Source organism: Pseudomonas sp. CBZ-4 (assembly GCF_000346755.1).
GTDB lineage: Bacteria > Pseudomonadota > Gammaproteobacteria > Pseudomonadales > Pseudomonadaceae > Aquipseudomonas.
Map to the genome: position 1 here is coordinate 100753 of NZ_ANNV01000154.1, position 12091 is coordinate 112843.

A 12091-nucleotide genomic window follows, 5' to 3' on the forward strand; every position below is an offset into this window, starting at 1 on the left:
AATAGGATTCGGGCCGCCCAAACGGCCAAAGGCTGATCAAGATACACAGCGCGCCGTCACCATACAAGCCGCCAAAAGTCGCAGGAACCCGCGCAGGGCATGCGTCATAGGTAGGGTGTGCCTGAGTGCAACCTGCCGCCACAAACGCCGACCGCCCATTTGCGGGCGGCCGTCGTGGTTTATCTGCAAGCCGTTGAGAACACTTGGAAAACCTCAGCCGGTGTTGCGCAAACCGGCGGCAATACCGGCCACGGACACCAGCAGCGCCTGTTCCAGAGGGCTGTCCTGTGCCGCTTCCCGCTGGCGCGAACGCGCCAGCAACTCGGCCTGCAACAGGTGCAAGGGGTCGAGGTAGGTGTTGCGCAGGCGGATAAACTCCAGGGTGTCGGGACTGTGGGCCAGCAGTTGCGACTGGCCAGTCAGGCCAAGCACCACGCTGCACGCCTGCGACAATAGGTCGCGTAAGTGCGCACCCAATGGCAGCAGGTCAGGCTGCACCAGGCGCTCGTCATACAGCCGGGCGATGTCCGCATCGGCCTTGGCCAACACCATTTCCAGCATGTCGATGCGGGTGCGGAAGAACGGCCACTGCTCGCGCATCTGCCCCAGCAACTCACCTTCGCCACGCTCCAGCGCCTTGCTCAACGCGGCTTCCCAGCCGAGCCAGGCGGGCAGCATCAGGCGGGTCTGGGTCCAGCCGAAGATCCACGGGATCGCGCGCAGGCTTTCAATGCCCCCCGCACGGCGCTTGGCCGGGCGACTGCCCAGGGGCAAACGACCCAGCTCCTGCTCCGGGGTGGACTGGCGGAAGTACTCGACGAACTGCGGATTTTCCCGCACCACGGCGCGGTAGGCGCTGACGCCGTCTGCCGCCAATTCGTCCATCAAATGGCGCCACGCCGGTTCCGGTGGCGGCGGTGGCAGCAACGTCGCCTCCAGCACCGCCGCCAGGTAGAGATTGAGGTTTTGCTCGGCGATGTCCGGCAGGCCGAACTTGAAGCGGATCATCTCGCCTTGTTCGGTGGTGCGGAAGCGCCCCGCCACCGAGCCCGGCGGCTGTGACAGGATCGCCGCGTGGGCCGGGCCGCCGCCACGCCCCACGGTGCCACCGCGACCGTGGAACAACAGCAGTTCCACCTGCTGCTCGCGGCAGATGTCCACCAGGCGCTCCTGGGCGCGGTATTGCGCCCAGGCGGCGGCGGTGGTGCCGGCGTCCTTGGCCGAGTCGGAGTAGCCGATCATCACTTCCTGCGGGCCTTGCAGCCGCGCGCGATAGCCCGGCAGCAGCAACAGCCGCTCGATCACCGGGCCGGCGTTATCCAGGTCGGCCAGGGTTTCGAACAGCGGCACCACACGCATCGGCCGCTGCACGCCCGACTCCTTGAGCAGCAGTTGCACGGCGAGCACGTCCGACGCAGCGCCGGCCATGGAGATGACATAGGAGCCCAACGAAGCAGCAGGCGCGGCGGCAATTTCCTTACAGGTATTCAAGACTTCGGCGGTGTCCGCCGACGGTTTGAAATAGCCCGGCAGCAACGGTCGACGGTTACTCAGCTCCTCTGTCAGGAAGCTGATGCGCGCGTCTTCGTCCCAGTCCTCATAACGGCCCAGGCCAAGGTAATCGGTGATTTCGGTCATGGCCGCCGAATGGCGACTGGAGTCCTGGCGCACATCCAGGCGCACCAGGAACAAGCCAAAGGTAACGGCGCGACGCAGGCAATCGAGCAGCGGGCCGTCGGCGATCACGCCCATGCCGCATTCGTGCAGCGACTGGTAGCACAGCTCCAGCGGGTCGAGCAGGTCACGGTTGTTTTGCAGGACCTCGACCGGTGCGGGGGTCGGCGCAGTCAGCGACGTGTGGGCCCATTGCCGCGTCGCACGCAGGCGTTCGCGCAGCTGTTTAAGCAACGCGCGATAAGGTTCGACACTGTCACTGACCTTGGCCTGCAACGCCGGGCTGGCCTGCTGCATCGACAGCTCCGAGGCCAGGTGGTCGATGTCGCGCAGGTACAGGTCGGCCGCCATCCAGCGTGCCAGCAGCAGCACTTCGCGGGTCACCGGCGCGGTGACATTCGGGTTGCCGTCGCGGTCGCCGCCCATCCAGGACGCAAAGTGAATCGGCGCGGCTTCCAGGGGCAGGCGCAGGCCGGTGGCGGCGTGCAGCGCCTGGTCGGCCTTGCGCAGGTAATTGGGGATGGCATGCCACAGCGAATGTTCGATCACCGCGAAGCCCCATTTGGCCTCGTCGACCGGTGTGGGGCGCACACGACGAATTTCTTCGGTGTGCCAGGCCTCGGCGATCAGCCGTTGCAGGCGCTCGCGGATCTGCTGGCGCTCGGCCGTGGTGAGGTCGCGGTGATCCTGCAGCGCCAGTTGCGCGGCAATCGCATCGTATTTCTGGATCAGGGTGCGGCGCGCCACCTCGGTGGGGTGGGCGGTGAGCACCAGCTCGATCTCCAGCCGCGCCAGCTGGCGGGCCAGGGATTCATTGCTATGGCCTTCGCTTTGCAGGCGCGCCAGCAGCTCGGGCAGCACGCGGGCTTCGAACGGCGCCGGCTGCGACTCATCGCGCCGGTGGATCAGTTGGTACTGCTCGGCGATATTGGCCAGGTTGAGGAACTGGTTGAAAGCACGGGCCACCGGCAGCAGCTCGTCTTCCTGCAACGGGTTGAGGCTGGCACTCAGCTCATCGCCGGCGCCACGCCGGTCGGCCTTGGCGCCTTTGCGGATCTGCTCGATCTTGTCGAGAAAACCGTCGCCATACTGCTCTCGAATGGTGTTGCCCAACAGTTCACCCAGCAGGTGAACGTCCTCACGCAAGCGTGCATCGATATCACTCATCAGCCAATCTCCAGCAGGAATCCGGGACGCGCAGGTCTGCCAGAGTGCCGCCAGCATCGGTTTCTGACAAGACTTTAAACCTTGTGGGATGCAGCTAGTCTCAACATTGAGTCGGCGCGTTTATCCACGCGCGCGGCTGGTCGCTCATCACCGCCTGCTATCGCGGGCTTTATTGAGGTTGCCATGAAAATTCGAGAACTGGCCCAGCATTGGGAAGAGAACGCCAAGGGTCGTTTGACCAAGACCGAGTATGCGATCCATCTGGATATGGAGGCCGCCGCACGGCTGGCGGCCATCGCCGAGATGTACCCCAAGCGCCACCCTGAAGAACTGCTCGGCGAACTGATCGGCGCCGCCCTTGAAGAGCTGGAAGCGAGCTTTCCCTACATCAAGGGCCAGCAGGTGATTGCCACCGATGAAGAGGGCGACCCGTTGTACGAAGACGTCGGCCCTACTCCGCGCTTCCTCACGCTGTCGCGCCGCTATCTGCATGATTTGTCAGCGGGTGCCGACGAACAGAAACACTGACACCTTGCGGTAAACCCCTTGTATTCCGGGCCTCTCGCAGGCCCGGCGTACCCCTGCGCAACGCAGAAGTTCCAAGTTTTTTCGCTGACCGATCAGTCAGATATTTTTTTAGGCAAATCGCCATCTTCTCTGAACTATTCAAAAAAGCCTCCGGTCACAGCCAGTAAGCCATCACTTGGAACGGCCGTTTGAACAGGCGTCACGTGCCTTACCCGCCGGGCCCGCAACCGACCTCCCAGGATGGATTTTAAGTTTTTCAGGAGTTATCCAATGGAGTTGAAGACGATGAAGACCAGCACTGCCAAATCCTCGTTTAACCACCTGCGCGGGCTTAAATTGGCCGCGCTGGCAATCGGTACCAGCTTCGTTCTTGCGGGCTGCGCCGGCAACCCGCCGACCGAGCAATATGCGGTGACCCAGTCTGCCGTGAACAGCGCGGTCAGCGCCGGCGGTACCGAGTACGCCGCCGTGGAAATGAAGTCGGCCCAGGACAAGCTCAAGCAAGCCGAAATCGCCATGCACGACAAGAACTACGATGAAGCCCGTCGCCTGGCCGAACAAGCTGAATGGGACGCTCGCGTAGCCGAGCGCAAAGCCCAGGCCGCCAAGGCTGAGCAGGCTGTGAAGGACTCCCAGAAAGCTGTTCAGGAGCTGCGTCAGGAAGGCATGCGCCCGGCTGTGATCAAACAGCCATAAGCCGCCGCCACCCGATTGCATTGCACCCGATATCGAATTGAAAGGACGACACGACTATGCGTAAACAATTGATGATCCCTGCCCTGCTGGCGATGAGCGTTGCCCTGGCGGCCTGCTCCACCCCGCCGAACGCGAACCTGGAAAACGCACGGACCAACTTCTCGGCCCTGCAAACCAACCCGCAAGCCACCAAGCTCGCGGCGCTGGAAACCAAGGACGCCAGCGAATGGCTGGACAAGGCCGACAAGGCCTACCGCGACAAGGAAGACCAGAAGAAGGTCGACCAGTTGGCCTACCTGACCAACCAGCGCGTTGAAGTGGCCAAGGACACCATCGTCCTGCGCGAATCCGAAGCCAAGCTGAAAAACGCCGGCGACGACCGTGCCCGCGCCCTGCTGGAAGCCCGTGACGCACAGATCAAGCAACTGCAAGACAGCCTGAACGCCAAGCAAACCGATCGCGGTACGCTGGTGACCTTTGGTGACGTGCTGTTCGCCACCAACAAGTCCGACCTGAAATCCAGCGGCCTGGTGAATATCACCAAGCTGGCGCAGTTCCTGCGCGACAACCCGGACCGTAAAGTGATCGTCGAAGGCTACACCGACAGCACCGGTTCGGATGCGTACAACCAGAGCCTGTCCGAGCGCCGCGCGGCTTCGGTACAACGTGCACTGGCACAACAGGGCGTGGATATTTCGCGCATCGTGACCCAGGGTTACGGCAAGGAATACCCGGTGGCCGACAATGGCAGCGTGTCGGGCCGTGCCATGAATCGCCGGGTTGAAGTGACCATTTCCAACGACAACCAGCCGGTCAAGCCACGGTCCGCCGTCGCTAACTGATCGAGCGCTGTAAAAAAAACCCGCCTGATCCGGCGGGTTTTTTCTATTTAGCCAAAGTTGACAGCGCCCTGGTTTGGTTCAGGCATCTGGATTTGCGGGCCTTGTGCCTGGGCTTGAGGGTCGCCTCCAGAAGTACCACCACCCGCACCACCGGCACCGCTGCCACCTTGAGCGCCGCCTACGCTGGCCATCAACTCCTCCAGCAGTTTTTTCAACATCTCCTTGTCCACTTGCCCTTGCTGGCCACCTATCTGGTCCATGCTGCCGACCATATTGCCGCCCATGCCGCTGATACCTGAAAGCATATTCACACTCCATACGTTCACAATTGGGTAGGTTGTGTCTCAACTTTGCCGACACACCCATCAGTGGTCTCGTACAGAATATGGTTCCTTCCGGTCGGGTTACTGCTGCAATTGCGGCGTTTCCTGACCCATGCAGCGCACTGCCTGCTTCTTGTTGTTCACCAGCACGCCACTGAGACCTTTCTGCTCGGTATCGAACATCACCAGCACGCCATCCACGCACTGCGCCACTTGTGCGGCCGGCGTCAGGGAAATCTTGTAATCCTCCCCCGGCACGGTCTTGAGCATGGTGAAGTCGCTGAGCAGCAGCGCATCTTCGGGCTTGGCGAAGTGCAGGTAACCGTAGAACCACAGGCAGCCGACGGTGCCGATAATGGTGCCGATGCCGGTGAGGATCAGCGGGATCATGTTGCGTTCTTCGCTCATTGCGGGCTCTCTGATGAATCAACTTTGGGAAGGGGATAATTCGGGATTTCGCCCAGGCGACGCAGGCCGTTGAAGTGCTGGGGGTCGTCCAGATAGCGCAGCATCACGGTTTGCCAGGTCTTGTCGGCAAAGGTCTGCACGTGGCCGCCACGGGTCAGTTGCAACACCCTCGGCGGTGGCGCCGCTTGATACAGGCGCAAAACGTTGGCCACCGGCACAATCGGGTCATCCAGGCTGTGGAACAGCAGTTTCGGCACGCCGGTCAGCTTCGGCATGGCCTGGATTGCACTGTCGGCGTCCGGCACCAGCCACGACAAAGGCACCTGCAACGGCCATGTTAACCAGGAGGTGCTCAGGGCGAATTGTCCTACGTCACGATAACTGGCGGGCACGCCATCCAGGACCAGCGCCTTGAGTTGCGGCTGACGCTCCGGGTGGGCCGCCAGGTAATGCACCGCCAGCGCACCGCCGAGGCTTTGGCCGAGGACGATCAAGGGTTGGTGTTGGGTTTCGGGCGCCTTGTCGAGCCAGCTGAAGGCGGCGTCGATGTCTTGGTAAACCGCCGGCAGCGACGGCTTGCCTTCGGACAGGCCATAACCGCGATAGTCCAGCAGCAACACCTGATAACCCTGCTCTGGCAACCACCAGCTACCGCCCAGATGCCAGGCCAGGTTGCCGCCGTTGCCATGCAGATGCAGCACGGTGCCCTTGACCGGCACGCCGGGTTTGGCGGGCAGCCACCAGGCGTGGAGTTTTACCCCGTCGGCGGTGGTGAGGGTGATGTCACGGTAAGCCAGCCGGGCTTTTTCCGGCGTGAACGGCAGGCCGGGCTCGGGGTAGAACAGCAGGGAGCTGCAGCCGCTCAATGTCAGTAGCAGGCACAGAATGCCGAGGATTCTCATCCGTTGAAGCCTCCAGGTGGCTCAGAGCGCCAAGGGCTGCATTCCCACGCAGAGCGTGGGAACGATCGTTCTCTCAAGAACAAATGAGATCAACTGTGGGAGTTGGCTTGCCTGCGATAGCAATCTTCAGTTGAAACAGCTGTGACTGATACACCGCTATCGCAGGCAAGCCAGCTCCCACATTTTTTGATCCGGTTTCTTCAGGAACATCCGTCAGAGGATATTCGAGTAATCCGCCTCGATCCGATCCAGGCTCAAGTGGTTGAGGAAGTTGGAGAAGCACATCCACGCCGCCAGCGCGTTCATGTCGCGGAACTGCTCCGGCAAATACTTCGGCGGCACCACCAAACCTTCGTCCACCAATTGGCGCAGGGTGCGCATGTCTTCCAGGGTGGTCTTGCCGCAGAACAGCAGCGGCACTTGTTCCAGCTTGCCTTTGCGCACGGCCAGCTGGATATAGTTGTAGACCATGATAAAGCCCTTGAGGTAGGACAGATCCTTGGTAAACGGCAGACCCGTCGGCACCGAGCCACGGAATACGCGACTGGCGTTGCCGTAGCTTTCGGCCATTTCAAAGCCTTGCTCACGGAAGAACTCGAACACCTGCAGGAAGTCGGCGCCCTCCTCCACCATATGGATGGCACGGGTGCGGTTGGTCAACTTGCGCAAGCGGCTGGGGTAGGAGGCGAAGGTGATGATCTCCATCAGGATCGCCAGGCCTTCCTGGGTCACGGTGGACGACGGCGGGCCCTTGGACAGGAAGGTGCAGATCGGCTGGTTCTGGCCGTTGAGGGTGGTGCCGACGTGCACCAGGCCTTCATGGACTTCCAGGGCGCGCACGTCGCGGTCGTTGAACATCGCGTCGGCGCGGATCTTGATGTAGTCGGCACCCGCCGCCGCGTCGGCGACGATACCGTCGGACTCGAACACGCGGATGGTTTCCTCGGCCTCGCCAAACACCTTGTTCAGGCGGGTTTGCAGCAGGGCGACGGCGTCCTTGGCGGTGAGGGTCTTGGCCTCGTCCTTCAGGTCGCCACGGCCGTCGATATTGTTCAGGTAGTCGGAGAGCATCAGGCCGAGGTCGGCGAGGGTCGGGTCGCCGGCGTGGAACGCATCGGAGGCGGCGCCGTAGAGTTCCTGGGAGATCAGGCCGAAGTCTTCGGTGCCCCGCGCTTCGAGCATGCGTACCACCATGCGGTATTCGCGGCACATGCGACGCATGATCTGCCCCACCGGGCTGAACTGGCCGAGGCGCCGGGTGATGTCGCGCTCGATGTTCTGGAACTCCAGCTTGACCGCGCTGGAATCGAACGACAGCGGTCGGTTGAGGTAATAGTCACGGCTGACGGCCGGCATTTCCTTGCCCTTGGCCTTGAGGAAACCCTGGCGAATGCTGTCGTCCCACTTCACGGCGTCGAGGACGCGAATCGGTGTTTGCGCCAGCACAATGCGATCAGACAAGGTGCGTATCGTCTGCTGGTAATCGTCCACCTGGAACTTCCTCTTTAAACGTTATGTGCCCCAGCAGCCTACGTCAGACCGACGCCAACACCAAATGCATGTAGCGCTTGAGGATTTCAAGCATCTCTTCACCGGTCAGGCTGTCTGCGCTGCCGAGCAGGCCCTGATACTCCATCCGACCGATGATGGCCGTCAACACCTTGGCGTCCTGCTGCGGCTCGCGCGAACCCAGCACCTGGAAAAACTGCCCGGTGCCCTGCAACAGGATCTGCTGGTGGGAGCGCACCAGTTCGGCCAGACGCGGGTTCAACAAGGCTTCCTGGCGAAACGCCTGCTCGGCCATCAGGTGTTCACGGCGGTTGGTCAGTTGGCGCATCACGTAGTCGGCCGTCAGCCGGGCGATGTCATCGGCCAGTTGCGAGCGCGACTGCGGGCTGCCATCGCCATAAGCGACCATCTCCCGCAGCAAGCCTTCGTTGCGCACCCACAGCTTGCCCATGAACGCCGCACTGCGTTCGACGTATTGGGCGAAGGTATCGGTGAGCAGGTCATCGATATCCTTGAAATAGTAGGTGGTGGCCGACAGCGGCACGCCCGCCTCCGCTGCCACCGCGCGATGGCGTACGCCACGTACGCCGTCCCGCACGACGATGCGCATGGCCGCATCGAGAATATCTTGCCGGCGCTGCTCGCTGCCCCGGCGACTGGCCTTGCGGCCCTGGTACTGGACACTTTCCGCCACGGCAGCAGCAATGCCGGCGGCGCCTTCTTGAGCCATAACGCGGTTCACCACAGATCTTCCTTTGAAAGGTGACGCGGAGCGTCAGGGGAGGCATTCCCACGCGGAGCGTGGGAACGATCATCCCATGCAGAGCGTGGGAACGATCCCTTGGCGCTGTTTGCTTGACGCTTATTTATGCCGCATAAAAAAGCCGCCTTATAAAAGGCGGCTTCGGATTTCGCTACGCTTACGCTTGTGGCCGCATGTGCGGGAACAAGATCACGTCGCGGATCGACGGCGAGTTGGTCAACAACATCACCAGGCGGTCGATGCCGATACCTTCACCCGCGGTCGGCGGCATGCCGTATTCCAGGGCGCGGACGAAGTCGGCGTCGTAGTGCATGGCTTCGTCGTCGCCGGCGTCCTTGTCGGCCACCTGGGCCATGAAGCGCTCGGCCTGGTCTTCCGCGTCGTTCAACTCGGAGTAGGCGTTGGCGATTTCGCGACCGCCGATGAACAGTTCGAAACGGTCAGTGACGTTCGGGTTGTCATCGTTGCGACGGGCCAGCGGCGACACTTCGAACGGGTACTGGGTAATGAAGTGCGGCTGTTCCAGCTTGTGCTCCACCAGCTCTTCGAAAATCATCACCTGCAGCTTGCCCAGGCCTTCGAAGCCGAGCACCTTGGCCCCGGCTTTCTTGGCGATGGCGCGGGCCTTGTCGATGTCGGTCAGGTCGTCAGCGGTCAGCTCAGGGTTGTACTTGAGGATCGAATCGAACACCGACAGGCGCACGAACGGCTCGCCGAAGTGGAACACCTTGTCGCCGTACGGCACGTCGGTGCTGCCCAGGACCAGCTGCGCCAGCTCGCGGAACAGTTCTTCGGTGAGGTCCATGTTGTCTTCGTAGTCGGCGTAGGCCTGGTAGAACTCCAACATGGTGAATTCTGGGTTGTGACGGGTCGAAACGCCTTCGTTACGGAAGTTGCGGTTGATCTCGAACACTTTCTCGAAGCCGCCGACAACGAGGCGCTTGAGGTACAGCTCCGGCGCGATACGCAGGAACATTTCCATGTCCAGCGCGTTGTGGTGGGTTTCGAACGGCTTGGCCGCGGCACCGCCGGGGATGGTTTGCAGCATCGGCGTTTCGACTTCGAGGAAGTCACGCGCCATCAGGAAGCTGCGGATGTGCGCGATCACTTGCGAACGCACACGGAAGGTGTGGCGCACGTCTTCGTTGACGATCAGGTCAACGTAGCGCTGGCGGTAGCGTTGTTCTGTGTCAGTCAGGCCGTGGTGCTTGTCGGGCAGTGGGCGCAGGGATTTGGTCAGCAGGCGCACGTTGGTCATTTCAACGTACAGGTCGCCCTTGCCCGAACGGGCCAGGGTGCCTTCGGCAGCAATGATGTCGCCCATGTCCCAGGTTTTCACCGCGGCCAGGGTTTCTTCCGACAGGGTTTTACGGTTGACGTAGACCTGGATGCGCCCGGTCATGTCCTGGATCACCATGAACGAGCCACGGTTGAGCATGATGCGACCAGCCACCTTGACCGGGATTGCAGCCTCTGCCAGCTCTTCCTTGGTCTTGTCGGCGTATTGCTTCTGCAACGCATCGCAGTAGTTTTCGCGACGGAAGTCGTTGGGGAAGGCATTGCCCTTGGCGCGCTCGGCAGCAAGCTTTTCCTTGCGCAGGGCGATCAGGGAGTTTTCTTCCTGTTGCAGGGCTTGCGGGTCGAGTTGTTGGTCGCTCATGTCTTTAAATCATCCATCACAGAATTAGGGTGTTACAGGCCTGATTTCAGGCTCGCTTCCAGATACTCGTCGATGTCGCCATCGAGCACCTTGTCGCAGTCGCTGCGTTCGATGTTGGTGCGCAGATCCTTGATCCGCGACGCATCGAGCACATAGGAACGGATCTGGTGACCCCAGCCGATGTCCGACTTGGTGTCTTCCAGCGCCTGGGAAGCGGCGTTGCGCTTCTGCATTTCCTGCTCGTACAACTTGGCCCGCAGCATTTTCATGGCGGTGTCTTTGTTGGCGTGCTGGGAACGTTCGTTCTGGCAGCTGACCACGGTGTTGGTCGGTACGTGGGTGATACGTACGGCCGAGTCGGTGGTGTTTACGTGCTGGCCACCGGCACCGGAGGAGCGGTAGGTGTCGATGCGCAGGTCGGCCGGGTTGATCTCGATCTCGACCTTGTCGTCGATCTCTGGCGAGACGAACACCGCGCTGAACGAGGTGTGGCGACGGTTGCCGGAGTCGAACGGGCTCTTGCGCACCAGGCGGTGCACGCCGATCTCGGTCCGCAACCAGCCAAAGGCGTATTCACCCTTGATATGCACGGTCGCGCCCTTGATACCGGCGACTTCACCGGCGGACAGTTCCATGATGGTCGCTTCGAACCCGCGCTTGTCGGCCCAGCGCAGGTACATGCGCAGCAGGATGTTGGCCCAGTCCTGGGCCTCGGTGCCACCGGAACCGGCCTGGATATCCAGGTAGGCGTTGTTCGGGTCCATCTCGTGGCTGAACATGCGGCGGAATTCGAGTTTGGCGAGGTTTTCCTCGAGACGGGCCAGCTCGGCGACGACATCGCCCACTGCGCCTTCGTCGTTTTCTTCGACGGCCATGTCCAGCAGGTCACGGCAATCGGCCAGACCGGTGTTCAGTTCGTCGAGGGTATCGACGATCTGCGCCAGCGCAGCGCGCTCGCGGCCCAGTTCCTGGGCGTATTCAGGTTTGTTCCAGACAGCAGGATCTTCAAGCTCGCGATTGACTTCGGTCAGACGCTCATGCTTTTGATCGTAGTCAAAGATACCCCCGAATAGTTTCGGAGCGCTCGGACAGGTCCTTGATGGTGTTAAGGATCGGGTTGATTTCCATGGCGGGCAGCACTCGTTGGCGAACTTTTGAAAGCCGGCGAGTATAACGGCAAACGGGGGGGAGCGGCAGTCCGCTGGGCGAAAAGGCTCGGGCTCGGGGTTGGATTGTCGGTGTACATATCCATTTCTTCGGTAACGGCCACTATTGGTTCCGCCCTTACGGCGGGTCACTTTTGGAAAAGAGCCCCAAAAGTAACCAAAAGGGCTCTTGCCCCAACACTCGGCACCTCGCTTAGGCTCGGTGTGCCCGTAATCCGACATGGATTTGGGGGGCCGCCGCCACGCGCCATCCATGGCGCGGGGCGGCTAAACCGGCATCCCTGCCGGTTTACCCCCCAAATCCATGTCGAATTCCGGCCAGCGTGTTTAACGGGGCGCCCAAGATCAAAATCAAAAACAAAGCACGGCGGCCTAGTAGCCGACCGAGTCTCTGAAGCTGGCGCGTTCCCCTGTGGGAGCTGGCTTGCCTGCGATGGCTTCAACTGGGTTTGC

At 61.5% G+C, this 12091-nt stretch carries 11 protein-coding genes; 3 read left to right on the plus strand and 8 right to left on the minus strand.

The window, feature by feature from the left end; all coding sequences use genetic code 11:
- Nucleotides 1-213 precede the first annotated feature (213 nt).
- On the minus strand, nt 214-2841 hold the full coding sequence (ppc, locus tag B348_RS0122635; RefSeq protein ID WP_017738319.1) for a phosphoenolpyruvate carboxylase: 2628 nt from the start codon (nt 2839-2841) through the stop codon (nt 214-216).
- A gap of 183 nt (nt 2842-3024) precedes the next feature.
- Here ppc and B348_RS0122640 point away from each other — a divergent pair, with 183 nt between their 5' ends.
- The 3 genes from B348_RS0122640 to B348_RS0122650 all read left to right on the plus strand — a co-directional run bounded on the left by B348_RS0122640 (nt 3025) and on the right by B348_RS0122650 (nt 4907).
- The gene (locus B348_RS0122640; RefSeq protein WP_017738320.1) at nt 3025-3369 is read left to right on the plus strand and encodes a hypothetical protein; all 345 of its coding nucleotides are present in this window, start codon (nt 3025-3027) and stop codon (nt 3367-3369) included.
- 270 nt (nt 3370-3639) lie between these two features.
- On the plus strand, nt 3640-4065 hold the full coding sequence (locus B348_RS0122645) for a DUF4398 domain-containing protein (protein WP_017738321.1): 426 nt from the start codon (nt 3640-3642) through the stop codon (nt 4063-4065).
- A 56-nt stretch (nt 4066-4121) separates the two neighbouring features.
- Nucleotides 4122-4907, plus strand: a complete 786-nt coding sequence (locus B348_RS0122650; RefSeq protein WP_017738322.1) for an OmpA family protein — start codon at nt 4122-4124, stop codon at nt 4905-4907.
- A gap of 47 nt (nt 4908-4954) precedes the next feature.
- On the opposite strand, the gene B348_RS01000000130245 is transcribed toward B348_RS0122650, so the two are convergent.
- The 7 genes from B348_RS01000000130245 to prfB form a co-directional block, all read right to left on the minus strand.
- On the minus strand, nt 4955-5212 hold the full coding sequence (locus tag B348_RS01000000130245) for a hypothetical protein (protein WP_017738323.1): 258 nt from the start codon (nt 5210-5212) through the stop codon (nt 4955-4957).
- 99 nt (nt 5213-5311) lie between these two features.
- On the minus strand, nt 5312-5638 hold the full coding sequence (locus tag B348_RS0122660) for a hypothetical protein (protein WP_017738324.1): 327 nt from the start codon (nt 5636-5638) through the stop codon (nt 5312-5314).
- Complete coding sequence (locus tag B348_RS0122665) at nt 5635-6540, minus strand: alpha/beta hydrolase (RefSeq protein ID WP_017738325.1); 906 nt, start codon at nt 6538-6540, stop codon at nt 5635-5637. Before B348_RS0122665 ends, B348_RS0122660 begins: the two co-directional genes overlap by 4 nt.
- 213 nt (nt 6541-6753) lie before the next feature.
- A complete protein-coding gene (locus B348_RS0122670) occupies nt 6754-8031 on the minus strand; it encodes a flavohemoglobin expression-modulating QEGLA motif protein (protein WP_017738326.1) in 1278 nt (425 codons plus the stop codon).
- Between the two features lie 43 nt (nt 8032-8074).
- Nucleotides 8075-8791, minus strand: a complete 717-nt coding sequence (locus tag B348_RS0122675; protein WP_026136994.1) for a TetR/AcrR family transcriptional regulator — start codon at nt 8789-8791, stop codon at nt 8075-8077.
- 178 nt (nt 8792-8969) lie between these two features.
- The gene (gene lysS, locus B348_RS0122680) at nt 8970-10472 is read right to left on the minus strand and encodes a lysine--tRNA ligase (protein WP_017738328.1); all 1503 of its coding nucleotides are present in this window, start codon (nt 10470-10472) and stop codon (nt 8970-8972) included.
- A 32-nt stretch (nt 10473-10504) separates the two neighbouring features.
- Nucleotides 10505-11600 (minus strand): peptide chain release factor 2 gene (gene prfB, locus B348_RS1000000130540; protein WP_100215725.1). Its coding sequence is split into 2 segments (ribosomal slippage): nt 10505-11527 and nt 11529-11600, totalling 1095 coding nucleotides; the frame shifts between segments, so codons are not numbered across the junction.
- Between the last annotated feature and the right edge of the window lie 491 nt (nt 11601-12091).